The sequence below is a fragment of the Actinokineospora guangxiensis genome, from assembly GCF_042657845.1.
Taxonomy (GTDB): Bacteria; Actinomycetota; Actinomycetes; order Mycobacteriales; family Pseudonocardiaceae; genus Actinokineospora; species Actinokineospora guangxiensis.
The window spans coordinates 98,877-122,941 of record NZ_JBHSKF010000005.1; the positions used below are offsets into that span (position 1 = coordinate 98,877).

The 24,065-nt window shown below is 73.0% G+C and carries 22 protein-coding genes; 8 read left to right on the forward strand and 14 right to left on the reverse strand.

Annotated elements, in window-relative coordinates; all coding sequences use genetic code 11:
- Positions 1-21 precede the first annotated feature (21 nt).
- The 8 genes from ACFPM7_RS12865 to ACFPM7_RS12900 all read right to left on the reverse strand — a co-directional run bounded on the left by ACFPM7_RS12865 (position 22) and on the right by ACFPM7_RS12900 (position 6,195).
- A complete protein-coding gene (locus tag ACFPM7_RS12865; protein WP_378247417.1) occupies positions 22-495 on the reverse strand; it encodes an SRPBCC family protein in 474 nt (157 codons plus the stop codon).
- The gene (locus ACFPM7_RS12870) at positions 492-842 is read right to left on the reverse strand and encodes a metalloregulator ArsR/SmtB family transcription factor (RefSeq protein ID WP_378247419.1); all 351 of its coding nucleotides are present in this window, start codon (positions 840-842) and stop codon (positions 492-494) included. The genes ACFPM7_RS12865 and ACFPM7_RS12870 overlap by 4 nt, the downstream gene beginning before the upstream one ends.
- A gap of 380 nt (positions 843-1,222) precedes the next feature.
- Complete coding sequence (locus ACFPM7_RS12875) at positions 1,223-1,792, reverse strand: hypothetical protein (protein WP_378247421.1); 570 nt, start codon at positions 1,790-1,792, stop codon at positions 1,223-1,225.
- Between the two features lie 167 nt (positions 1,793-1,959).
- Positions 1,960-2,532: an ASCH domain-containing protein gene (locus tag ACFPM7_RS12880; protein WP_378247423.1), complete on the reverse strand. Its 573-nt coding sequence runs from the start codon at positions 2,530-2,532 to the stop codon at positions 1,960-1,962.
- Between the two features lies 1 nt (position 2,533).
- Complete coding sequence (locus ACFPM7_RS12885) at positions 2,534-3,040, reverse strand: hypothetical protein (RefSeq protein WP_378247425.1); 507 nt, start codon at positions 3,038-3,040, stop codon at positions 2,534-2,536.
- Complete coding sequence (locus ACFPM7_RS12890) at positions 3,040-4,827, reverse strand: vWA domain-containing protein (protein WP_378247427.1); 1,788 nt, start codon at positions 4,825-4,827, stop codon at positions 3,040-3,042. The genes ACFPM7_RS12885 and ACFPM7_RS12890 overlap by 1 nt, the downstream gene beginning before the upstream one ends.
- A gap of 91 nt (positions 4,828-4,918) precedes the next feature.
- Entirely contained in the window at positions 4,919-5,713 is a 795-nt protein-coding gene (locus tag ACFPM7_RS12895; protein WP_378247429.1) for a hypothetical protein, read from the reverse strand.
- A gap of 11 nt (positions 5,714-5,724) precedes the next feature.
- Complete coding sequence (locus tag ACFPM7_RS12900; RefSeq protein ID WP_378247431.1) at positions 5,725-6,195, reverse strand: YcxB family protein; 471 nt, start codon at positions 6,193-6,195, stop codon at positions 5,725-5,727.
- An 18-nt stretch (positions 6,196-6,213) separates the two neighbouring features.
- Here ACFPM7_RS12900 and ACFPM7_RS12905 point away from each other — a divergent pair, with 18 nt between their 5' ends.
- Genes ACFPM7_RS12905 through ACFPM7_RS12915 form a run of 3 tightly spaced genes read left to right on the forward strand, consistent with a single transcriptional unit; the run spans position 6,214 to position 10,810 of the window.
- The gene (locus ACFPM7_RS12905; protein WP_378247433.1) at positions 6,214-7,431 is read left to right on the forward strand and encodes a low temperature requirement protein A; all 1,218 of its coding nucleotides are present in this window, start codon (positions 6,214-6,216) and stop codon (positions 7,429-7,431) included.
- 47 nt (positions 7,432-7,478) lie between these two features.
- The gene (locus ACFPM7_RS12910; protein WP_378247435.1) at positions 7,479-8,873 is read left to right on the forward strand and encodes an ATP-binding protein; all 1,395 of its coding nucleotides are present in this window, start codon (positions 7,479-7,481) and stop codon (positions 8,871-8,873) included.
- On the forward strand, positions 8,870-10,810 hold the full coding sequence (locus ACFPM7_RS12915) for a vWA domain-containing protein (protein ID WP_378247437.1): 1,941 nt from the start codon (positions 8,870-8,872) through the stop codon (positions 10,808-10,810). Before ACFPM7_RS12910 ends, ACFPM7_RS12915 begins: the two co-directional genes overlap by 4 nt.
- 69 nt (positions 10,811-10,879) lie before the next feature.
- On the opposite strand, the gene ACFPM7_RS12920 is transcribed toward ACFPM7_RS12915, so the two are convergent.
- Both ACFPM7_RS12920 and ACFPM7_RS12925 read right to left on the reverse strand, forming a co-directional pair.
- A complete protein-coding gene (locus tag ACFPM7_RS12920; protein WP_378247439.1) occupies positions 10,880-12,115 on the reverse strand; it encodes a toll/interleukin-1 receptor domain-containing protein in 1,236 nt (411 codons plus the stop codon).
- On the reverse strand, positions 12,082-13,317 hold the full coding sequence (locus ACFPM7_RS12925) for an Rv0361 family membrane protein (RefSeq protein ID WP_378247441.1): 1,236 nt from the start codon (positions 13,315-13,317) through the stop codon (positions 12,082-12,084). The genes ACFPM7_RS12920 and ACFPM7_RS12925 overlap by 34 nt, the downstream gene beginning before the upstream one ends.
- A gap of 149 nt (positions 13,318-13,466) precedes the next feature.
- Here ACFPM7_RS12925 and ACFPM7_RS12930 point away from each other — a divergent pair, with 149 nt between their 5' ends.
- The 3 genes from ACFPM7_RS12930 to ACFPM7_RS12940 are packed head-to-tail and all read left to right on the forward strand — an operon-like array spanning position 13,467 to position 14,891.
- On the forward strand, positions 13,467-13,892 hold the full coding sequence (locus ACFPM7_RS12930) for a VOC family protein (RefSeq protein WP_378247443.1): 426 nt from the start codon (positions 13,467-13,469) through the stop codon (positions 13,890-13,892).
- A 4-nt stretch (positions 13,893-13,896) separates the two neighbouring features.
- Positions 13,897-14,130: a hypothetical protein gene (locus tag ACFPM7_RS12935; RefSeq protein ID WP_378247445.1), complete on the forward strand. Its 234-nt coding sequence runs from the start codon at positions 13,897-13,899 to the stop codon at positions 14,128-14,130.
- Positions 14,127-14,891 (forward strand): hypothetical protein, encoded by a 765-nt coding sequence (locus ACFPM7_RS12940; RefSeq protein WP_378247447.1) that lies wholly within the window; start codon positions 14,127-14,129, stop codon positions 14,889-14,891. Before ACFPM7_RS12935 ends, ACFPM7_RS12940 begins: the two co-directional genes overlap by 4 nt.
- 6 nt (positions 14,892-14,897) lie before the next feature.
- Here ACFPM7_RS12940 and ACFPM7_RS12945 read toward each other — a convergent pair whose 3' ends face one another.
- Genes ACFPM7_RS12945 through ACFPM7_RS12960 form a run of 4 tightly spaced genes read right to left on the reverse strand, consistent with a single transcriptional unit; the run spans position 14,898 to position 20,669 of the window.
- Positions 14,898-15,695 (reverse strand): TIR domain-containing protein, encoded by a 798-nt coding sequence (locus ACFPM7_RS12945; protein ID WP_378247449.1) that lies wholly within the window; start codon positions 15,693-15,695, stop codon positions 14,898-14,900.
- 24 nt (positions 15,696-15,719) lie between these two features.
- On the reverse strand, positions 15,720-16,793 hold the full coding sequence (locus ACFPM7_RS12950; protein WP_378247451.1) for a J domain-containing protein: 1,074 nt from the start codon (positions 16,791-16,793) through the stop codon (positions 15,720-15,722).
- A 19-nt stretch (positions 16,794-16,812) separates the two neighbouring features.
- A complete protein-coding gene (locus tag ACFPM7_RS12955; RefSeq protein ID WP_378247453.1) occupies positions 16,813-17,817 on the reverse strand; it encodes an ABC transporter permease in 1,005 nt (334 codons plus the stop codon).
- Positions 17,814-20,669, reverse strand: a complete 2,856-nt coding sequence (locus tag ACFPM7_RS12960; RefSeq protein ID WP_378247455.1) for an alpha/beta fold hydrolase — start codon at positions 20,667-20,669, stop codon at positions 17,814-17,816. Before ACFPM7_RS12960 ends, ACFPM7_RS12955 begins: the two co-directional genes overlap by 4 nt.
- Before the next feature lie 345 nt (positions 20,670-21,014).
- Here ACFPM7_RS12960 and ACFPM7_RS12965 point away from each other — a divergent pair, with 345 nt between their 5' ends.
- Entirely contained in the window at positions 21,015-22,025 is a 1,011-nt protein-coding gene (locus tag ACFPM7_RS12965; protein ID WP_378247457.1) for a TerC family protein, read from the forward strand.
- 81 nt (positions 22,026-22,106) lie between these two features.
- Positions 22,107-24,023, forward strand: a complete 1,917-nt coding sequence (locus tag ACFPM7_RS12970) for a S9 family peptidase (protein WP_378247459.1) — start codon at positions 22,107-22,109, stop codon at positions 24,021-24,023.
- Positions 24,024-24,065 lie beyond the last annotated feature (42 nt).

Here is a 24,065-nt window from a genome sequence, read left to right on the forward strand (position 1 = left end):
GCCCCACACCGAGAACACGGCCTAGCGCAGGCCCTCGTAGTAGGCCTTCATCGACGGGTAGTAGTCGTTGAAGTCCGGCAGTGGGGTGCCGTCGCGGGAGGCGACGAGCTGGTCGAGGTAGTACTCCCAGCCGGGGCCGGTGTTCTCCACGACGTCGGTGCTCTCCAGGTGGTGGACCAGCGCCAGCTCGGTGCCACCGTCTACTTCGGTCAGCAGCAGCTCCAGGTGCCAGCGGCCCTCGGCGTCCACGGCGGTCAGGTCGAGGCGCCGGGGCGGCTCGCAGGCGTTGACGGTGGCGTCCATCCACGGGGTGCCGTCCTCGAAGCCCATCTGGACCTGGATGGTGCTGCCCGCGCCGCCCTCGCCCTTCCAGGTGCCGAACCAGCGGGCGGTGCGCTCGGGTTCGGTGACGCTGGCCCAGACGTCGTCCGCCGACGCGCGGAAGAAGCGGGTGAGGGTCAGGTCGGAGCCGACGAGCTTGCCGGTCGGGGTCATGCGGTGTTCTCCTCGGGGTAGGCGTTCCGGCGGTCGCGCCGGGTGCGGTGGACCTCGGTCTCCAGGGCGTCCAGGCGCTGTTCCCAGGCCGACGGGCGCAGGAAGCGGGCGATCCAGTCCGACAGCTCGGTGAAGCGCTCCGGGTCGAGCCGGTAGAGCCGCTGGCGGCCCACGGCGTCGTCGTGCACGAGGCCCGCCTCGCGCAGCACCCGCAGGTGCCGGGACACCGCGGGCCTGCTGATCGCGAAGCGCTCGGCGATCGTGCCCGCGGGCAGCGGCCCGGGGCGCAGCATCTCCAGGATGTCCCGGCGCACCGGATCGGCGATGGCGGCGGCGACGAGGTCCACGACAGGAAGCGTAACTCATCGGTTACGCGTTAGCCAGGCCGGTGGGCCGGGAGGGGTTCTCTTCGGAGAAAGGGGGGTGGCGGAGCGGTGCAGGGAACCGCCCCGCCACCCATCTGGCGGTTAGGCGCGCAACCGGGCCTCGTGCCGTAGGCCCGGCGCTGGTGCGGGAAACACCGCCGCGACGTACGCGATAGCGCACTCAGGGCACACCACTCGGCCGGCGGGGCGCTGTACGCAGCGCTCGTCCACCGACGTTCCGCACAGACTGGCCGCGCGGTGAGTTGGGACAAGGTGTGCCCGTTCGCGGTACGCGGCGCTGGTTCCCCAGCACACCTCTCCGCGTGGATCGGGTGGAACGTGCCGGAGGGCGACCACGGCGGTCATCCTCTCGGCTCGGACAGGTCGAGCCTGCTGTGCAGCTGGCGCCCGGTCTCGCTCAGGGTGATCAGGCGGCAGTCGCGCAGCTTCGTGGAGCCCACCACGAGATGACCGGCGCTGACCAGCTCGCGGGCGCGGGCGGTCAGGTCCGTGCGCGGCGGGAGGCCGCGGCCGGTGATCTCGTTGCGCTCGGTCAGGCCCAGCTCGCCCCGGTGCGCGCAGCGCAGCAGGACGAACCAGTCGCGGGCGCGGGCCACCTCGTCGGGGGAGCGCCGCCCGCGGCGCAGCCACAGCTCCAGCAGGCGGGTGCCCGCCGACGTCAGCTCGGCAGTGACCCATCCGTCGCGCGGGTCGGCCGACGCGCCGCAGGTGATGAAGCCGTCCCTCCTCAGGGTGAACAGCACGCCGATCATCAGGGCCGACAGGTCGTCGGTCCGGTGCGCCAGGACCGCGGTCGCGCCGTAGCCGCCGACTTCGCCGCGGGCGACCATCTGCAGCGCGCCCAGGTGCGCGCCGTCCAGCGCGGGCGGACGCGGCGCCCCGGGCCGGGTGTCGACGAGCTCAGCGGTCATGGTGTGACTCCGGTTACAGCGGGTGGTTCGGTGTGACCACTATCGGGGAGCGGCGCGCCATCCGCTCATCCCAATGACCCATAGCACCGCGCTATGCCCCATCCGGCGGATGATCATGCGCTGGGTCCACTCGGGAACGCCCAGCGCGGTACCGGTTCCGTTGAGGGTTAAAGAGAATTGAGGTACGCCTCGCCGCGCGGCGACAAGCGGTAGCCGATTTCCAGCGACAGCGTCAGGCCGAGGTTCTTCAGCTTGCGCACGTGGAGCTTGAACGGCGCCATCTCCCGACCGACCGACGCCGCCAGGTCGCCCGCGCGCACTCCGGGCCGCTCGGCGATCAGCCGCAGCGTCGGCCGCGTCCACGCGCCCGCCGAGGACGCGCGGTCCAGCCGGTCCAGGCGCGCGGTGATGGCGGCGACGTCGTCGGCGGACAGCGCGCCCGCCGCGGCCAGCTCGGCGCGCGGGTCCGGCTCGTCCACCGGGCGGATGCGGATGCGGTACAGCGCCCGGTCCTCCCCGCCGCGCAGATCGGCGGCGAGCGCGGCGGGATCGCGGTAGCCTGCCGCCTTGGCGTCCTTGACCGTGACCCGCTTGACCAGGTCCACCGCGTCGACCGCGACGCGCCCGACCGCCGTGCGGTACACCCGGCCCGCGACGACCCTCGGCGACGTCCAGCGCCGGAACAGCACGGTGACCCGCCCCGAGCGGATGGGCTCGGCCCACCTGGCCTGGATCAGCACGTCAGTACCCCCGCAGACCCCTTGTCGCGCTCTCCAGGCCGCTCTGCACGATGATCAGCTCCTCGATGAGCACGTTGAGCCGCACCGCCGGGTCGTCCACCCGACCGGCCACATCCTCCAGCTTCGCCACCGCCTTCGCCAGCGCGGCCGCCGCCGAGGTCGACTCCCGCTCCACGGCCAGCCAGGCCAGCTGATAGCCCGCCTCGACCACCCCGGCCGCCATCCCCGCCACCGAGTCGGCCGCGCGCACCCCGAGCGAGCGCGCCCGCAGCTCCCCGGCCGCCGCCGACAGCGCCCGCACCAGGCGGCGGATCTCCTCGCCTTCCCGTGGCGGCGCCGGGCGCGTCCGCCAGGACAGCAGTGCGTGCACTCCCAGGACCAGCAGGACCATTCCCAGGAAGACCGGGACCGCCCACCACGGCGACGGGCCCCGCGCCGCGGTCGCCGCGGCGGCCAGCGAGGCGATCACGACGGCGGCGGCCACCGCCACCGGGTCGGGGCCGCGCATCAGAAGTGGCTGAAGACGGCCGCGAACACCTCGTCGATGTTCTCCGGGTCGTCCACCGCCGCATAGTGCAGCGCGCCGGACTGCTTGGCGATCGCGGCCATGGTCGTGCGGTCGGCGTCGGCGCCGAAGGAGATCGTGTACACCGGCAGCGGGACCTCGCTGTTGTCGGTGCTCACCGCGTCCAGCAGCCGCTGCCGCGCCGTGGCGTCGGCGGGGGTGTTGGCGCCGTCGGAGAGGACGACGACGGCGTTGATCCGGTCGCCGTCCAGCTCGCCGATCATCTTGGCGTGCGCGGCCGAGACGGTCTGGTAGAGGTCGGTCTCGCCCCGGGCGCGCAGTGCGCCGACGGTGTCGAGCAGCGCGTCGCGGTTCTTCGACAGCGACTGGACCGGCACCGCCTCGGTCCGGCCGGTGGAGAAGGTCCACAGGCCCACCTCGTCGACGGGGCTCAGCAGCTCCAGCGCCCTGGCGACCGCGCCGGGCAGCAGCGAGACCTTCGTGCGGCCCGCGATCTCGGCGTCGACGCTGTCGGGGTTGGCGATCTGGGCCATCGACCCGGACACGTCGAGCACGAGCAGGACCCTGGCGTGCCTGCGGGTCGCGCCCCAGGCGTCCACCAGGGACTCGACCACCCGGCCCGCGGGCGGCTGGATCACCGCCAGCCCGCCGTCGGCGCTGAGGCCGAGGGCCTCCTGCAACTGCGGTGTCGGCCTGTCCACGGCGTCGGCGTCGCGGAAGCCCAGCGTGCGGAACCGGTCCCGCTGCTCCGGCTCGCCCAGGAAGGCCAGGAAGTCCGCGGCGGCCTCCCGCTGCTCGGGGGACGCCGAGGCGAGGACGACGAAGGGGTGGTCGAAGACCAGCGTGCCCTCCCGCGGGTGGATCACCGCGAACGGCCGGTTCGGCGGGGTGCCGCCGCGCTCGGCCTCGGCGGGGCCCTTGCCCGCCACCCCCCGGTTGTAGAGGTAGGCCAGCTCCTCCTGCATGACGATCGCGCTGATCGGCGGCGTGCCCAGGCGGTCGTCCTCGGCCAGCTGCTCCACGAAGAGGGCCGCGTCGTTGCCGTAGCGGGTCACCGAGGACTCCACGCCGCGCACGAACTTGAGCACCTCGGCGTTGCCGACGGCGTCGCCGTCCAGGCGCACCTTGGCCGAGGTCGCGCCCGCGTGGAAGGTCGCCACGGACGCCCCGAGGCCGGAGGAGGACAGCAGCGGGTTGTCGCGGGCGAGGGTGAACTCGCCCCACTCCGGCTTGCCGAGCGAGGCCCAGCCGCCGGGCGCCGTCGCCAGCGACAGGATGTCGGCCCACCCCGGGTCGGGGGTGCGGGTGCGCACCTGCGCGGCCATCTCCTCAGGCATGGCGATGACCAGCGGGCTGGCCGCGACCGACGGGTTCTCCTGGGTCACGACGATGTCCGAGCTGCCGCGCGCGGCCATCCTGGCCAGCCACAGCGACGTGCTGGGCAGCCAGACCTGCGGCTCCGGCGTGCCGGTCTTGGCCGCACCCCAGCCGCCGATCAGCGCCTCCATCGCCGCGCCCGAGGTCAGGCCGTGCACGGTGACCTTGGCGCACGGGCCGTCGGAGTCCTCGGCGGCGGCGTTGTAGTCGGCGGCGAGGTCGGCCAGCAGCTCGTCCTTCTCGGTCGAGACGCTGATCTCCAGCGGGACGCACGCGGCGGCGGAGCCGTCCTCGTCCAGCAGCTCGTAGAGCAGCAGACTGGCGACGAGACCCACCACGACCGCCATGATCAGCGGCCACCAGGTGCGCCGCCGCGGGCCAGACTCCGACACAGCCCCTCCGAGTGATCAAGGAACCGCCAGTGTGGCAGAGCGGCTGATCAGGAGTGGGGCGTTCCCGGCATCTACCGGTCGCGAGCGGCTCTCAGCACTGCTCCGCGTGGTCGGTGAACACGCGGACGGCCTCCTGCACGGCGGCCAGCCTGGCCAGCCGCACGGCGTCGTTGAGCGGGCGCAGGACGTCGGCGCGCTTGCGGGCGGCCGATGAGGACACCGCGCCGCCGGGGGCGTCCTCGGCGGCTAGGTCCAGGATCGCCGAGACCTCGTTGGCCCGCTGCAGCACCCGCAGCGAGCGCGGCGGGGTGCCCTCCGGCCACGGCGCGGCCGCGCGGTGGGCGATGCGCTCGGTGATCTCCTCGCGCACCCCCGCCCGCTGCTTGGCCACGCCCAGCTCGGTCAGCGCGCCCGCGGCCACCCGCATCGCACCGGAGAGTTCGTGCTCGGCCTCGCCGAGCGGCAGGTGCTCGACGCCGGCGGTCTCCCCGGTGGGGAACACCGTCCAGCGCAGCACGCCGTCGGCGATCGGCTCGGGCACCAGGCCGTAGCCGGTGCCGTCGAGGACCACGGCCTCGCCGGAGTGCAGCGCGGTGCCCGCGAACTCGCTGCGCGTGCCCAGGCCGCGCACGTCGCCGGGCACCGGCAGCACGAGTCTGGCGCTGGTGGCGCCCATGCGGCGCACGGCCGCCAGCAGCGCGACGGCGGGGGCGCCCGCCTCGCCGCGCACGGGGATCTCCAGCTCATCGGCGGTGGCGTCATCGACGGCGACGGCGTCGTGCATTTCCGACCAGTGGCCCAGGGCGTCGAGCACGTCGTCGGACGCGGCCGACCCGGGCAGCCACGCCGAGACCCAGACGGCGAAAGTCGCACTCGGAGTTGACACGGTGGGTGAGCCTACGCCGGTCGCCCGAGCGCCTCGGACAACAGGTCGCGGAACGCGTCGATGTCCGCTGTGCTGTCGAAGGCGCGACCGGGCACCGGATGCACGCCGCCACCGGCGGTGCGCAGCACGAAGTTGCGCTCGGTCTCGGCCCATCCGGCCAGCTCGGCGACGGCGAACTCGCTGTGCGCGGTCCCGTCGACGGTCATCATCGAGATGCGCCCGCCGACCACCTCGGCCGTCACCGTCCGACCCGCGACCGGGTTGCGCCGGAAGGCCCACCGCGCCCCCACCCCGGGCAGCGCGAAGATCAGCACCGCGCACGCCGCGCCGAACACGCCGGGCAGCGGTTGGCCCAGCGCGATCAGCACCACCGAGAACACGCCGAGCGCGGCGGCGAACCACGGGGTCCAGCGGGTGAACGGCACCATCGTGCGCACCGCGTCGGCCCAGTCGGCGGGTTCGGGACGCCATTGGAGTCGCATGGGTGCATTATCCCGACCATGAGCAGGCCGCCGCGGCTCGCGCGCATCCGGGAGAGCTCCACCGCCACCACCCTGGAGCTGTTCTTCGACCTCGTCTTCGTCTTCGCGATGATCCAGGTCACCGCCCTGGTCGCCGAGGACCCGTCCTGGCACCGCGTCGTGCGCGGGCTGCTGCTGGTCGCGGTCCTCTGGTGGTGCTGGGTCGGGTACTCCTGGCTGTCGAACCTGGTCAGGGCCGATGTCGGCCTGGGCAGGGTGGCCGTGCTGCTGGCGATGGCGGCGATGTTCACCCTGGCGCTGGCCATCCCCGAGGCCTTCGACGACCTGCCCGGGGGCCTGCACGGCCCGACGGTCCTCGCCTTCGCCTACCTGCTGGTCCGCGCGGTGCACCTGCTGCTGTTCTTCGTCGTCGCCCGGGACGACCCGGGTCTGCGCCGCCAGCTCGTGCGGTGGGCGCCGTCGGTGGTCGGCGGGACGGCGCTGCTGCTGATCGCGGGCCAGACCAGCGGCACGACGCAGACGCTGCTGTGGGCGGCGGCGGTGCTGGCCGACTACGGCGGCACCCTGGTGATCGGGGCGAGCGGCTGGCGGCTGAACTCGGCCAGGCACTTCGCCGAGCGGCACGGGCTCATCCTGATCATCGCCCTCGGCGAGTCGATCATCTCCATCGGCGTCGGCGTCAACCAGGTCGCGCTGTCCTGGCCGATCCTGCTCGCCGCGCTGCTGGGGCTGAGCGTCAGCGCGTCGCTGTGGTGGGCCTACTTCGACACCCAGCAGATCATCAGCGAGCGGGCGCTGGCCAGGGCGCGGGGGGCCGAGCGCGCGGCGCTGGCCCGCTCGGCGTTCACCTTCCTGCACCTGCCGCTGGTCGCCGGGGTGGTGCTGCTCGCCCTCGGGCTCAAGAAGGTGCTCAACTACGTCGGCGGCACCGACGGGCACACCCTGGCCGACCCGCTCCACGGCCCGCCGCTGTGGTCGCTGACCGGCGGCCTGGCGCTGTGCCTGTTCGCCGCGGCCGCCATCTCCTGGCGCTGCGACCGGGCCCGCAAGCCGCAGCGCGTCGGACTGGGCCTGCTGCTGCTCGGGCTCACCCCGCTGCTGGCCCTGCTGCCCGCGCTGGCCGCGCTGGCGGTGGTCGCGGTGCTGATGGTGGCGCTGAACGCGGGCGAGTGGGTCCACTACCGCGAGCACCGCGCCCGCGTGCACGCCGAGCACGAGCTGGAGTCACACCTGTAGCGCGCTTTACGTCGCACCGCCCGCCCGATCTGCGTAGCGTCGTAGGGGTGAAGCCCCAGTCCCTGCCCCGCACCGCCGGCGAGCTGCGCGCCGCCGGACACCTGCCCAAGCCGGTGAAGGTCGAGATCCGCGACAACCTGCTGGCCGCCCTGCGCGCGGGCCGCACCCCGTGGCCGGGCATCGTCGGGTTCGGCCAGACGGTGCTGCCGCAGCTGGAGCGCGCCCTGATCGCCGGGCACGACGTGGTGCTGCTCGGCGAGCGCGGCCAGGGCAAGACCCGGCTCCTGCGCACCCTGGCGGGCCTGCTCGACGAGTGGACGCCGGTCATCGCGGGCAGCGAGCTGGGCGAGCACCCGCTCGACCCGATCACGCCGCGCTCGATCGCCCGCGCCGCCGAGCTGGGCGACGAGCTGCCCGTCGAGTGGCGCCACCGCGACGAGCGCTATGCCGAGAAGCTGGCCACCCCCGACACCTCTGTCGGCGACCTGATCGGCGACGTCGACCCGGTCAAGGTGGCCGAGGGCCGCACCCTGGGCGACCCCGAGACCATCCACTTCGGACTTGTCCCGCGCGCCCACCGCGGCGTCGTCGCCATCAACGAGCTGCCCGACCTCGCCGAGCGCATCCAGGTCTCGCTGCTCAACGTGATGGAGGAGCGCGACATCCAGATCCGCGGCTACACGCTGCGCCTGCCGCTGGACGTGCTGCTCGTGGCCACCGCCAACCCCGAGGACTACACCAACCGCGGCCGCATCATCACCCCGCTCAAGGACCGCTTCGGCGCCGAGGTGCGCACCCACTACCCGACGACCCTGGCCGCCGAGGTCGCCCTGGTCCGCCAGGAGGCCGAGCTGGTCGCCGAGGTCGGCGACCCGCTGCTGGAGGCGCTGGGCCGCTTCGTGCGCGCCCTGCGCGAGTCCAGCGCCGTCGACCAGCGCTCGGGGGTGTCGGCCCGCTTCGCCGTCGCCGCCGCCGAGACCGTCGCCGCCGCCGCGCTGCGCCGCTCGGCGATCACCGGCGAGGAGCCGCCCGTCGCCCGGCCCGTCGACCTCGGGGCCGTGCCCGCGGTGCTGCGCGGCAAGCTGGAGTTCGAGGCGGGGGAGGAGGGCCGCGAGAGCGAGCACCTGACCCACCTGCTGCGCCGCGCGGTCGCCGAGACCGCCCGCGACCGCCTCGCCGGGCTCGACCTCGGCCCGCTGGCCGACGCGGTCGCCGACGGCAATCTCGTCGCCACCGGCGAGCGCGTGCCCGCCGCCGAGGTGCTGGGCGCGCTGCCCGAGCTGCCGGTGCTGCACGAGGTCGCCGCCCGCGTCGGCGTCGCCGCGACCGACCCGCCCGGCCGCATCGCCGCCGCCGTCGAGCTGGCCCTGGAGTACCTGTACCTGACCCGCAAGGTCGCCAAGGAGACCGACGACGGCGCCGAAGCGGTGTACGGGCCGTGACGTCGCGCGAGTGGTTCCAGTACGCCCCCTGGGACGACGGGCCCGACCCGCTCGCCCCGCCGGTCGACCTGCGGGCGGCGCTGGAGCGGCTCGGCCGCGACATCATGGACGGCTCGTCGCCGCGCTCGGCGCTCGACGAGCTGCTGCGCCGCGGCACCGACGCCACCTCGGGCCTGGACGAGCTGACCCGCAGGCTCTGGGAGCGCCGCGCGCGCATCCAGCGCCGCAACAACCTCGACGGCACCCTCGGCGAGGTCAAGGAGCTGCTCGAGCGCGCGCTGGCCGCCGAGCGCAAGGCGCTGTTCCCCGACCCCGACGACGACGCCCGCTTCCGCGAGGCCCAGCTCGACGCGCTGCCCCCCGGCACCGCGGCCGCCGTGGGCGACCTGGCGGCCTACGACTGGCGCTCCCCGGATGCGCGCGCGGACTACCAGCGCATCCGCGACCTGCTCGGCCAGGAGCTGATGGAGTCGCGGTTCCAGGGTATGAAGCAGGCCCTCAGCGAGGTGCGCCCCGAAGACGTCGCCCGGATCAGGGCGATGATGACCGACCTCAACGACCTGCTGCTGGCCCACCTGCGCGGCGAGAACACCGACGAGCGCTTCGCCGAGTTCATGCGCAGGCACGGCGAGTTCTTCCCCGAGAACCCGCGCACCGTCGAGGAACTCATCGACGCGCTCGCCGCCCGCGCCGCCGCCGCGCAGCGGATGATGAACTCGATGAGCGAGTCCCAGCGCGCCGAGCTGCAGGGCCTGATGTCCGGCGCCTTCGGCGACCCGAGGCTCGCCGAGCAGGTCTCCACCCTCGACGCCAACCTGCGCGCGCTGCGGCCGGGCGAGGACTGGACGTCCTCGGCGCGCTTCCGCGGCCAGGACCCGCTCGGCCTCGGCGAGGGCGCCCAGGCCATGGCCGACCTCGCCGAGCTGGACGCGCTCGCCGAGCAGCTGGCGCAGAGCTACCCCGGCGCGCGCCTTGAGGACATCGACCTGGAGGCGCTGGCCCGCCAGCTGGGCGACGACGCCGTGGTCGACGCCAGGGCGCTGGCCGCGCTGGAGCGCGAGCTGCGCTCCCAGGGGCTGCTGGAGCGCGCCGCCGACGGCACCCTGCGGCTGTCTCCGAAAGCGTTGCGGCGCCTGGGGGAGACGGCGCTGAGCGACGTGGTCTCCGGGCTGCGCGCCAAGCGCGGCTCGCGCGAGACCAGGACCGCGGGCCCGGCGGGCGAGCCCACCGGCGCCTCCCGCCCGTGGACCTTCGGCGACACCGAGGCCTGGGACGTCCCGCGCACCGTCGGCAACGCCGTCCGGCGCGCCGGGCCGGGCCGCGTGCGCATCGATGTGTCCGATGTGGAGGTCGTGGAGACCGAACAGCGCTCCCGCGCGGCGGTCGCCCTGTGCGTCGACACGTCGTGGTCGATGGTGCAGGACAACCGCTGGATACCGATGAAGCGCACGGCCCTGGCCCTGCACCACCTGGTGCGCACCCGTTTCCGCGGTGACGACCTGCAGCTGATCACCTTCGGCAGACACGCGGCGGCGGTCGACATCGGCGAGCTGACCGCCATGGAAGGCGTGTGGGAGCAGGGCACGAACCTGCACCACGCCCTGCTGCTGGCAGGCAGGCACCTGCGCGCCAACCCCGACGCCCGCCCAGTGGTCCTGGTCGTGACCGACGGCGAACCCACAGCCCACCTGGAACCCGACGGCGAGGCCGTCTTCGCCTACCCGACCAGGCCGCGGACCCTGCGGAAGACCCTCGGCGAGGTCGACCGCCTCGCCCGCCTGGGCGCGTCCTTGTCCGTCTTCCGCCTGGGCGACGACGAGCGCCTGGCCCGGTTCGTGGACATCGTCGCCCGGCGCGGCGGCGGCCGGGTGGTCACCCCCGACCTCGACGGCCTCGGCCCAGCCGTGGTCAGCGACTACCTGCGCTCACGGCGCTAGGCCGTGTTTCCGATGTGGGGCACGCGATAGCCGCGCCAGGTTGCCCGCACCCCACATCGGAAACACGGCCTAGCGGGCGCAGACCAGCCACTGTCCGGACTCGCGCACCAGCGGGTAGATCCGCCGCGCCGTGACCCCGCTGCGGGGGTCCGTCGCCAGCACCGTCAGGCTCTGCGGCTCGGAGTCGGTGACCCGCTCCAGGGTCAGCCGGTAGTCCGGGGCGAGGAACAGTTCCTCGGCCTGCGGGCGGTCGCGCTCGCAGGTGACCGCCTCCACCGCCGCCGCGTCGCCGACGTTGACCGCGTCCACGAAGGTGCGCGCCGTCTTGACCGGGTCGTCGTCGGCGGCGGTCAGGGCGGGGAGCAGGAAGGCGAACACCACGCCCGCGGCCAGCACCAGGGCCACCGCGACGCCGAGCACCACCCACTGCCGCGATCCCTCCCGGGACGTCCGCTTGCGGGCTCTGGGCTGGCGCGGTGGCGGGGCCGCGCTCGGCACGTCGCCCGACCACGTCGCCTCCGGCGGTGGCACCCGGCGCTCGTTGAACTCGCGGCCCTCGTGGCGCACCAGTGTCGTCCACGCCTGGCCGTCCCAGTAGCGCCGCTCGACGCGGCGTTCGGGGTCGGGCTGCCAGGCGGGGGCCAGCACCACCTCCAGCACCGCCGCGACCGGCGCGGCGATGTCCTGGCGGTTGCGCATGCGCACCAGCAGCGCCCACGCCCCGGCCCGCTGCGCCGGGTCGCTCAGCCTGCCGCGCAGCTCGGCGGTGATCGACAGCTGCGTCCGCTGGTCGAGGACCGGCTCATCGATCTGCTGGCGGAAGACGTCCAGGTACGGCACCGGCGGCTCGGGCGGCAGCGGCTGGGGCAGCGGCCCGGCTGCCGGGAAGGTGTCGAGCAGCTGGCGCAGCCGGGGGACGCGCTCGGCCGTGCCGCCGGTGAGGTCGATCACCGCGGCGCCCGCCAGCTCGCCGGGCACCGGCACGGCCCGCAGCCGGACGACCGCGAGCGGCTTGCCCAGCGCGGCGGCGTAGCGCAGCTCCGCCATGCAGCCCGGCGAGCGCGCCGACTCCGGGGAGAGCAGCAGCACGAACACCGAGCAGCGGCGGAGGCGGGCGAGGACGGTGTCCCACCACTGGGCGCCGTTCGGCTCGCCCCTGTCGAGCGCGACCTGCCTGCCGACCTGCGCGAGGTCGGCGCGCAGCCGGACCGCGGCCTCCCGGTCGGGGGCCGCGTGGCAGACGAACACGTGCAATGGACCCAACTCCGCGATCAGCGTCCGGACAGCGCCCTGCTGATGTCGCACACCCTCCATTCGCCGTTCTCCTCAGCGAGCGGAATACGCAACTTTACCGACGAGTTGCCCGCGGTGCGCGCGGCGAGGACGGTGAACCGGGGATCGGTCCCGGTGACCTCCACGCTCTCCAGCGTGACGTTCGCGGTTTCGAGGAACCCCCGGTACAGGTGGGCGTTCTCGACTCCGTCTCGGTCGCACACGAACCGCTGGAGGGCGGCCTCGTCGCGGGTGTTGACCGCGTCGACGAAGTTCCTGGCGACCTGGTTGGCCGACTCCTGGTCGGGGCCTGCACCCGCCCATAGAACACCCCCGGTGACCCCGCCCGCCAGTGCCAAAACGCCCACTCCCACCAGCCAGGGCAGGCTCTTGCGTGTGCGCGGCGCGGCGACGGCGTGCTTGCCGCCCGCGACGGGCAGTTCGTCGGTGCTCGACTCCTCCAGCACCGTGGGCAGGTGCGCGGAGGTCCGCGGCGGGGAGTTGCGGTCGTTGAACTCGCGCCCGCCGTGGCGCACGAGCGTGGTCCAGCTCTGCCCGTCCCAGTGCCGCAGGTCGAAGCGCCCGCGCGGGTCGGGCTGCCAGCCAGGGGCCAGCAGCCGCTCCATCCTGGCCGCCACCAGCGGGTTCAGCCCGGGACGGCCGCGCAGCCTGACCAGCAGGTCCCACACGGCCGGGCGCTCCTGGGCGTCGCCGAGGCGCTCGGTGAGCTGCTGGAGCAGCTCGTCCTGCTCAAGGTCGGACAGGTCGTCGGCGTCGATGCGGGCCAGGTAGGCGTTGAGGTAGGCGGTCGGGATGTCCGGTGGCGCGGGCAGCCGCCCGGACACCGGCTTGGCCACCGGCAGCGCGTTGAACGCCTTGAGCAGCGCGATCACCGACTCCGGCGTGCGGTCGGCGTACTCGACCACCGCGCCGCGCAGCTCGACGGGGATGACGTCGTTGTCAACGGGACGGACACGCACGGCGAGGATCGGCCTGCGCAGCGCGATGGCGTACCGCAGCTCGGCGACGCAGGCCGCCGAGCGGACGGAGTCCGGGGACAGCGCGAAGACCAGCGCCTGGCAGTCCCGAACGCGGCGCAGGACCTGGTCCCACCAGTCCTGGCCGCCGTTGTGCTCCTGGTCGAACCACACCGGGTGCCCGAACCGCTCGAAGTCGGCGCGCAACTGGGTGATCGACGACTGGTCCCTCCGGGCATAACTGATGAAGACGTGCATAGGGGCGACTCACGTTCACTGGCCGTACATATCGAGGTGCCCGGGACGGTATGTAAACGCGGCGGTAGCCGGAAGGGACCAATGGCCCTGGTCTGTTCCCAGACTGTCGGCCATCCGCCGTAAGGTCGCAGGCCGGAGGTGGTTGACCGATGCCGAAGAAGTTTCAGGTCACGTTCGACGCGGCCGATCCGGGCGCGCTGGCCGAGTTCTGGGCGGTTGCACTCGACTACGCAGTGCAACCGCCTCCGGACGGATTCGACTCGTGGGAGGACTTCGCCGTCAAGGTGGGCATCCCGCGGGAGAAGTGGAACGACGTCTCCGCCGTGATCGACCCGGCGGGGGAGGGGCCGAGGATGCTGTTCCTGCGGGTGCCCGAGGGCAAGACCGCCAAGAACCGGCTGCACCTGGACGTCAGCGTCGGCGGCGAGTACGACGACGGCCGCTGGGCCAGGGTCGAGGAGCACGTCGGGGTGCTGGTCAAGGCGGGCGCGACGGTCGTGGAACCGCGCCAGGACGAGACCAGCAGGTGGATGGTGATGCTCGACCCGGAGGGCAACGAGTTCTGCGTACAGTGATCCGATGCACGATCCGACGGACGACTCGACCGACGCCGCCACGGCCGAGCTGCGCAAGCAGTTCCGCACCGCCCTGCCCGCGTCGGTCGAGGTCCTCCCGGAGGCGGGCGACCTCGCCGCCGCGCTGCGCGAGGCCCGGCGGGGGCAGACGCGGCAGCTGCGCGAGTCCACCGAGGAGTCGCTGAAACAGGTGCCGCGGCTGATCCGCCCGCTGGTCAGGAAGGTGATCGGCCTGTGAGCGGCACCCGCGCCGAGATCGTCAAGCTGGCCCGCCTGCTGGCCGAGGACCCGGCCCGCTTCGACTACCTCGCCGACCTGCCCCCCGCCGACGTCCGCGCGGTCCGGATCGCCGCCACCGACGTCCTCTTCGACGCCAACGCCGACGTCTTCGCCCGCATCGCCGCGGCGAGCAAACTCGTCCCATCGGCCATCACCGCCGCGATCGCCGAACGCGCCTTCGGCCCCCTGCTGTGCGCCAGGGTCGCCGCCGCCCTGGAACCCGACCGCGCCGTCGACCTGGCCGCCCGCGTCTCCGTCGACTTCCTCGCCGACGTCGCCGCCGAGATCGACCCCCGCCGCATCGCCCCCATCCTGACCGCCCTACCGGTGACCAGGATGCGCGCCGTCGCCACAGTCCTGATCCGCCGCGGCGACTACGTCACCATGGGCAGCTTCATCGGCGAACTTCCCACCCCGGCCCTGCGCGCCCTGGTCGCCGAACTCTCCGCCGAGGACATGCTCCACACAGCCGTCTTCAGCGACGACGACTCCCGCTTCCCGGAGATCTTCGCCATGGTCCCGGATACCAAGGTCGCCGAGGTGGTGCAGTTCGCCGCCACCGCCGAAGACCCCTTCGCCACCGACGTCTTCACCGTCCTCACCCACCTGGATGCGGCTGGCCGCGCCCGCCTCGCGGAAGAGGTCGACAAACTGTCCGAAGAGGACCGCTCAACGATCGCCACCCGAGCCGCGGCCGTGGGCATGACCGACTTCGTCTGACGAACGCTAGAATGGAACCCACTCCAACACGGAGCTGTCTGACTCGGACCAGCGCTGGCCGGAACGGTCCTCCAGCTCGATGCGCCAGCCGTCGCCTGAGTGGACCATCGCCCGGATGGTCATGCGCGTTTTGCCGAACTGAACCATTTCGCCGATCTGCAGGGTTACGCCGTTCTTGTCGACAGGCCAAGCCTGGACTGCGGGCGTTCTCGGCCCCGTGGGGCGCACCACCGTGCGGTGGATCGCTCGGACATGCTCAAGAAGTTCTCCGAGAAGCTCTTCGTTCGACCGCTGAGGGCTCGACGGGGGCCACGGATTGTCCTCCAGCGAGGAGAGGCGAAGGATCTGTTTGGTGAGATCGGGCCACGAGCGGTCGAAGGCTCGTCGGAGCCGGTCCAGACTCAGCGGTGCCGTACATCCCTTGTTGATTGATTCGACCAGCTTGAGCATGTCCTCGCGGTCGTTGACCACCGTGGCCTGGAACTGCGACAGCGGGCCGGTGAGGTCCGTGGGCGTGACGCCGAAGAGCACCGGGCGCACCCTGCTGTCATCCAAGGCCTTGGCGATCGCCCCCGCCTCGAAGTTCAGCCACGGCTCAGCCATGTTCTCCCTGGTCACGCACAGCACACCTTGATCAGCACCGCTGAGCTTCGCGCCGATCTCCGCCGCCCAGCGCTGCCCCTTGTCGATGTCCTCGCTCGACATCCACGGCTCGACCGACTGGATGACCTCGGGGAGCCAATCGCGCAGAGCGAGGGCGAGCCCCATGCTCTGCGGCTTCGACCAGCTGATGAAGATCTTCACATCGTCTCCCCGGGCGACGGCGGGTCAGGCCGCGTCAGAAGTGGTGACCACCCGGGCGCGGACGGCCCGCAGGGTGTGGTGGTCGACGTGGCCGCAGTCGGCGGCCAGCCAGGAGCCGAAGGTGTGCACGAAGGTATCCGGGTCCACAGGGGACACACCGAGCGCCGGCGTGGCGTCGGTGGTCAGCTCGCCCCTGCGGTTCGGGTACAGGATGAGCGCGCCGCGGACCTGTACCCCCGGCAGCAGGTCCTGGAAGGCCGCCACCGCCTCCGGCAGGGTCGTCTCGCCGCCGCGGAACGGGTGGTCGTTGCGCCACAGAGCGGCGTCGTCGTCGAACTCGTAGTGCCCGGGGAGCCACAGCTTCGACTCGATCAGCACCAAGCGCGAACCGCACAGCACCGCGTGCTCGACGTCGGCGAACACCGAACCCGGGCGCGAAAGGCCGTGGAACACACGGGAACCCGGTAACGGGGCCAGGTAGCGCGCGAGCAGGTCGGCGGTCAGGCGCTCGCCGTCGGGCTCCTGGTCGGCGACGCCGAAGACCGTGCGCTCGCCGAACTCGGCCAGCGCGGCCCGGTGGCCGCGGGCCGCCGCCGCGTACTCCCCGGCCAGGCGCACCGCCGCGATGGCGGCCGCCGCCGCGAGCGCCAGCCACACCACCAGCAGCGGCGTCGGGAAGGACACCAGCACCGGCACGACCGCCAGGACGCACACCCCGGCCACCGCCAGCGCGGCGGGCGCGTGGCCAGGGGTGCGGACATAGCCGATGCGCGGCTGGTGCTTCGTCAGGTGCCACCAGGGCAGTGCCGTGGTGGCCACCCGGCAGGCCTGTGGGGTGAACGCGGGCTCGTCGCGGAACATCCGCCTGCGGCGGGCCGGGGCGGGCGGCGTCTGCACCACCCGCCCCGCGTCGTAGGCCGCCCGCCGGTCCGCCCGCGACAGCGTGTCGAAGGCGGTCGTGAGCATGCGGAACGTGCCCGCCGTCCCGCCCGCGTCCGGGTGCATCACCTTGGCGAGCGCCCGGTAGGCCGACTTGATCTCCGCGGGGGAGGAGTCCCGCCGCACGCCGAGGAGTTCGTAGTAGTCGACGTCTTCCACGGCGAGATCATCCCACTGGCTACGAGGTGATGTCCTTGCGGGCGAACCGACGTGCCGCCAGCAGGCCGAACACCGCCGCGTAGCAGACGGCGGAGAAGGCGCCCTCCGTCATCGCCGACCAGTCGATGTCGGTGGAGATCAGGTCCGACCACGCGAACGCGTAATGCGTCGGCAGGTAGTCCCGCAGATCACCCAGTGCGGTGATCTGGTCGAGGATCTGGGACAGGATCGACACCAGCACCGCGCCGCCCACCGCGCCCAGCGGCGCGTCCGTGCTCACCGACAGGAACAGCGCCACCGCGGCCACCCACATCAGGTGCACGGCCAGGTACAGCACCGCGAACGCCATCGCCAGCAGCGAGTCGGAGAACGGCACCGCGTCGCCGGTCGGGCTGACCGCCTCGCCGGTGCCGTAGAAGATCACCCCGACCAGCAGCGCCACCAGCGGCAGCAGCACCAGCGCCAGCAGCGACAGCAGCCCCGAGGTGATCGCCTTCTGCTTCAGCAGCCGCATCCTCGGGATCGGCATGGACAGCAGGTACTTCAGCGACGACCACGAGGACTCCGAGGCGATCGTGTCGCCGAAGAACAGCGCCACGATCATCGGCAGCAGGAAGCTGCCCGCCGCGAACAGCACGAACACCACGAAGTTCGGCGCGCTCGCCGTCGCCAGGTCGACGAACCCGCCGGAGCGCCGGTTGCCGCCGTCGTCGCCGAACTCGAAGGCCGCCCACAGGATGAACGGCAGCAGCACCAGGAAGCCCAGCAGCGCCTGGGTGCGCCGCCGCCGCAGCTGGCGCAGCAGCTCCACCCGCAGCGGCAGCGTCTTGCCGGAGACGAAGCCGTCGATCGATCCGTCGCTGCTGGTGTGCCCGATGTGCTCCCGGGACGCCGAGGCCACCATGTCGTTGATGGCCCCGGGGTCGGTGTGCACCGTGGTCAGCGTCTCCCGGCCGGAGCGCTGGCCCTCGGTGCCCGCGGCCTTCGGCACGCCCCAGTCGGCCCGCCCGTTGTTGTCGCTCATCCCTGCGGGTCCTCTCCCACGAGCTGGAGGAACGCGTCCTCCAGGCGGCGGCGCGGCCCGGCCTGCTCGACCGCGACGCCCGCGTTCACCAGCACCTTCAGCGCCTGCGAGCGCGGCATGCCGTCCAGGTCGGCGTGCACCAGCGGACCGTCGACGGTGACTCCGCCGACCCCGCCGACGCCGCGCAGCGCCTCGGCGGCGGTCTCCGGGTCGTCCACCCGGAAGGTGGCCTCGCCGCCACCGGCCACGATGTCCTCCACCGTGCCCGCGGCGACCAGCTTGCCGCGGTGCATCACCACGACGTGGTCGCAGGTCTGCTCGACCTCGGCGAGCAGGTGCGAGGACACCAGCACCGTGCGCCCGGTGGAGGCGTAGCGGCGCAGCACCTCGCGCATCTGGTGGATCTGCGGCGGGTCGAGCCCGTTGGTGGGCTCGTCCAGGACCATCAGGTCCGGGAAGCCGAGCATCGCCTGGGCGATGGCCAGGCGCTGGCGCATGCCCTGGCTGTAGGTGCGCACCCGGCGGTCGACCGCGCCGCCGAGTCCGGCGATCTCCAGCGCCTCGGCGAAGTGCGCCTCCTCCAGCGGACGGCCGGTGGCCGCCCAGTACAGCTCCATGTTCTGCCGCCCGGTCAGGTGCGGCAGGAAGCCGGAGCCCTCCACGAACGAGCCGATCCGGCTCAGCACCGGCGCGCCGGGGCGGATGCTGTGGCCGAACACGCGGATGGTGCCCTCGGTCGGCTGGATCAGGCCCATCAGCATGCGCAGCGTGGTGGTCTTGCCCGCGCCGTTGGGGCCGAGCAGGCCCAGCACCTGGCCGGTCTCCACGCGGAAGGACAGGTTGCTGACCGCCTTGAGTCCGCCCGGGTATTCCTTGGCCAGGTTCTCGATGACCAGCGGCACCTCGGCCAGCTCGGGATCGAACGTGTCCGAGCGCCTGCGCCGCACGTAGGCCACGGCCCCGGCGACGATCACCAGCCCGACGACCACGCCGATGCCGATCAGCGGACCGGCGGGCGGCGCGGTGCTCGACCCGACACCCGGCACCAGCGGCACCGCGAGGTCGGCGTCGGCCAGCGCGACGCGGTAGGCCGCTGGCTCGGCGGGCATCTGGTACGCCTGGTCAGTGGCGGAGACGACCAGTTCGACGGTGTGGTCGGTCTCCACGGGCCGCACGATGCCGGGCAGCGCCACGCTCACCTCGACGGGCGAGCCGTCGGCGGGCAGCTCGGGCACCCGGAACGGCGAGACCGCCGAGCCCGGCAGTGTCTTCACACCGTTGGCGTCGAGGTCGTAGAGCTTGGCGAACATGACCGCCCCGCCCTCCGGCGGGGGCGTGCCGGGCACCGCCGAGATCCGCAGCCGCACCGTCGAGGAGCCGGCGACCAGCAGCTGCTGCGTCATCGCCTCGCTGCGGAAGCGCGCCGACTGCCCCGGCAGATCGATGGCCAGGCGCCCGGCCAGGCGCGAGGAGCTGCCGATGACCGACCCGAGGCCGGGCATGCTGCTGATCGATGCCGGGTTGCCACCCGGCGGGTTGACGATGACCTGCTCATCGCCGGTGAGCGCCAGCGACCGGCGCTCGACCGGGCCCGCCCCGCCGACGCCCGGATAGGCCGGGGCCGTGACGGTGCGCACCGACGGCGAGCCCTGGGCCCGCAGCGCGCCCTGCACCGCGTACTCGAACCCGGTGCCCGGGTCCGCGCCGATGCCGCGCAGGTGGAAGTCGAACCACTCGCCCATCTCGGCGCGCAGGTCCGGGCCGGGACCGCCGCCGTCGTGGCCGCCGGTGTACCAGACGACCTTCACCGGGCCCTTGACCTGCCGGGCGGTGGCGTCGGCCTGGTCGAGGCCGAAGAGCGTGTCCTGCTCGCCCTGCACCAGCATCGTCGGCTGGGTGATGTTCGCGGTGACCGTGACCGGGGAGACCGAGCGCAGCAGCGCCATCGTCTCCGGGCCGGCCTGACCGGTCTGCGCGATCTGGGCGTAGGCGGCGCACACCGCGTCGGTGAACCGACCGCACGGGTCGGCCGCGCCCGGGGGCCCGCCGCCCATCCCGGGCGCTCCGGTCCCGTTGAGGGCCGCGGCCGCGGCGGCCTCGGCGGCGTCGTCGTCCTCGGTGCTCTCCTCGATCGCGTCCCCGGCCGGGTCGGCCAGGCCGGCGCCGCCCATCCCGGCGGCGAAGAAGATGCCCGCCCACGACCGCTTGAACACGCCGTCCTCGGCGAAGGCGTTCGGCGCGGGCGTGCCGGCGGGGACCTCGCCCGTGCTCGCCGAGTTCGGCACCAGCGCCTGGCCGAGGTCGTTGTAGGTGATCACCGGCACCAGCGCGTCGACGCGCTGGTCGGTCCCGGCGAGCAGCAGCGACAGCGCGCCGCCGTAGGAGCCGCCGGTCACCCCGACGCGCGGGTCGCCGGGGCCGTCGGTGACGACCTCGGGGCGCGCGGCCAGCCAGTCGACCAGGGCGCGCGCGTCGGCGACCTCGTGGTCGGGGGAGTTCAGCCCGATCTCGCCGGTGCTGCGGCCGAAGCCGCGCGCCGACCAGGTCAGCACGGTGAACCCGCGCTGGGCCAGCTCCGTGGCGTCGTCGTCGACGCTCTCCTTGCTGCCGCCGAAGCCGTGCGCGACGAGCACGGCGGGCGCGGGGGTGGTCTCCGGCAGGTAGAGCCGGGTGTCGAGGGCGACCGATGACTGCTCGCCGGGCCCGCCGGGGACCTCGATGACCTGGTCGGAGGTCGCGACCGGCGGTGGTTCGTCGCCGGTGTTCAGCCAGACGACGCCTGCGGCCGCGATCGCGACCGCCAGCGCGCCTGCGACCACCTGGCGGGGTCGTGGACGTGGAAGTGAGGGCACGGCGCGACGTTATGCGAAGTTCGCTGAGAGACTTCCCAGCGGGTCCGCCGCGCTCACCATCGGGTGACCAGCGGCGATTCCGCACCCCGGGTGGGCCACCCTGAGCCGCGGCGCGTGTGACCAAGGACAACTTGGGAAGGACTGGACCCGACTGGTGCGTTGTCGTGGGACAAGCAACAATTGCCGAGGCCCCGTTCCAGGGGCAGTCGGAGGGGAGTATTCCTTCGCGCCGATCTCGTCAACACGGGCCGTAATCGGGCTCCGGGGCCGGCGGTCGGGCGTCCAGCGCCCGGCGGAAGAGACCTCCGGTCGTTCGCATGTGCCCGAACACCGGAGGTACACCTGATGCTAGTTCCTGCCTGGGCGTGGATTGCCACGATCGGCGGTCTCGTCCTGCTGCTGGCGATCGACCTGTTCATCGTCGACCGCAAGCCGCACGAGGTCACCGTGGGTGAGGCCGGCCGGTGGGTCGCGTTCTACATCGCCTGCGCCGTGGCCTTCGGCATCGCCATCTGGGTGTTCTCGGGCGGCACCTACGCGGGCGAGTACTTCGCCGGTTACATCACCGAGTACTCGCTCTCGGTGGACAACCTCTTCATCTTCCTGATCATCATGTCGGCGTTCAAGGTGCCGAAGATCCACCAGCACCGGGTGCTGCTCATCGGCATCGTGCTCGCGCTCGTCATGCGCGGGATCTTCATCGCCTTGGGCGCCGTCGTGATCGCCAAGTTCAGCTGGGTGTTCTACCTCTTCGGCGCGTTCCTGATCTACACGGCGTGGGGCCTGGCCCGCCAGGGCATCGGGCACGACGAGGAGGAGTACTCGGAGAACGCGCTGACCCGATTCGCCCGCAAGATCTTCCCGGTCACCGACGAGTACCACGGCTCCAAGTCGTTCGTGCGCATCGACGGCAGGCGCTTCGTCACCCCGATGTTCATCGTGATGATCGCGATCGGCACCGCCGACCTGCTTTTCGCCGTCGACTCCATCCCGGCGATCTTCGGCCTGACCAAGGAACCGTTCCTGGTCTTCGCGGCGAACGCGTTCGCGCTGATGGGCCTGCGCCAGCTGTACTTCCTGCTGGGCGGCCTGCTCACCAAGCTCGTCTACCTCTCGGCCGGTCTCGCGGTCATCCTCGGCTTCATCGGCATCAAGCTGGTGCTGGAGGCGCTGCACACCAATTCGCTGCCGTTCCTCAACGGCGGTGAGCCGCTGCCGGTGTGGACGCCGAGCATCGCGTTCTCGCTCAGCTTCATCGTCGGTGTCCTGGCCATCACCACGGTCGCCAGCCTGATGAAGGTAAAGCGCGACGCGAAGGCGGCCTCGATTCCCGACGCGGTCAAAGAGACACGGTAGTTCGGGTTCGCCGACAACTGTGGACGAATGGTAATAACCGGAGTTCCTGAGGTTTGCTAACTGTCGGGTACGGTCGGCAGGGTGCGCCCAGAGGACATCCCACTGCTGACGGCGCCCGGTGCGCCCGCCCTGCACGGCGACCTCCTCCTGGTCGGGCTCTCGACGCCCGACCTGGCGGAGGACACCTACCGCGGCGGTCTGCACCGGGTCCCGCTCGCCGGCGGGGCCGCGGAGGAGTTCACCCGCGGCTACCGTGACTACGCCCCTTCCACCTCACCGGACGGGGCGTCTGTCGCGTTCCTTCGGGTCGCGGAGAAGGGCGGCACCCCGCAGCTCTGGGTGATCCCGGCCGCGGGCGGCGAGGCGCGGCGGCTGACCGACCTGCCGCTCGGCGCGGGCACCCCGGTGTGGTCGCCGGACTCCACGCGCATCGCCTTCGTCGCGCGCGTCCCCGAGCCCGGCCGCTACGGCTCCGCCGGGGCCGCCGAGGCGGCCAACGCGCCGCGCCGGATCACCACATTGGACTTCCGCTTCGACGACGTCGGCTTCCTCGTCGACCGGCCCCAGCAGCTGTTCGCCGTGGACGCCGCGGGCACCGCCCCGGCGAAGGCCCTCACCAGCGGCCACGGCGAACCGGAGGGCCCGGCCTGGACGCCGGACGGCGAGCGGATCATCGTCGCGGCCAAGCGCGACTGGGGCGCGGCGGACACCCTCAACCTCGACCTCTACGCGATTCCCGCCGCAGGTGGGGCGCCGGAGCTGGTCGTGCGCACCGAGGGCGAGGCGAGCCACCCGGTCGTGACCGCCGATGGAACCGTGTTCTACCTGGGTGAGGCCTACCCGGGGACGCAGTCCGTCGCCCGCAACACCGGCCTGTGGGCCGCGCCGCTGTCCGGGGGCGCGCCGCGCAGGCTCACCGACCGCGAGACCGTCGACTGCGAGCGCGCCGCGGGCAAACCCGTCGCCACCGCCGACGGCGTGCTGGTGGCCGTGCGCAACCGGGGCGCGGTGGAACTGCGCCGGGTGTCCCCGGACGCCGACGCCGCCGCGCTCTCGGAGCTGGCGCTCGTCGCGGGCGAGCAGGGCGTGGTGCGCGGCTTCGACGCCGACGGCGACCGCGTCGTGTGCACGGTGGCGACCTGGGACTCCTACGGCGACGTCGTGTTGGTCACCGGCGACGAGGCGGTCCGGCTGACCGACTGCTCGGCCGCGCTGCGCGAGGCGGGCATCCGCCAGCCAGTCGAGATCAAGGGCGCGGCCCCGGACGGCTACGAGACGCACGGCTGGGTCGTGCTGCCCGAGGGCGATGGCCCGCACCCGGTGCTGCTCTCGGTGCACGGCGGCCCGTTCATGTACTACGGCCCCAACTTCTTCGACGAGGCCCAGGTCTACGCCGCGGCCGGGTACGCGGTCGTGCTGCCCAACCCGCGCGGCTCCGCCGGGTACGGCGAGTCGCACGGCCGCGCCATCCTGGGTGCGATGGGCACCGTCGACGCCGATGACGTGCTGTCGGTCCTCGACGCCGCCCTGGAGCGCTCCGACCTCGACTCGACGCGGGTCGGAGTGATGGGCGGCTCCTACGGCGGCTGGATGACCGGCTGGCTTGCCGCCCACCACGGGGAGCGGTTCACCGCGGCGTGGAGCGAGCGCGCGGTCAACGCGTGGGACTCCTTCATCGGCACCTCCGACATCGGCTGGTGGTTCGCCGAGGCGTACTGCGGCACTGACCCGGCGGCGCTGGCCCACCAGAGCCCGCTGACCCACGCGCACAAGATCTCGATGCCGTTCGCGGTCGTGCACTCCGAGCACGACTGGCGCTGCCCGGTCGAGCAGGCCCAGCGCATGTACGTCGCGCTCAAGCGCAACGGCGTGGAGACCGAGCTGCTGCTGTTCCCGGACGAGGGCCACGAGCTGACCCGCTCGGGCAGCCCGGTGCACCGCAAGCAGCGCTTCGACGCCGTCCTGGACTGGTGGTCGCGGCACCTGCCGGTGAAGTGAGCCCCGCGCGAACGGCCCCCGCTCCCGGGGGCCGTTCGGCGC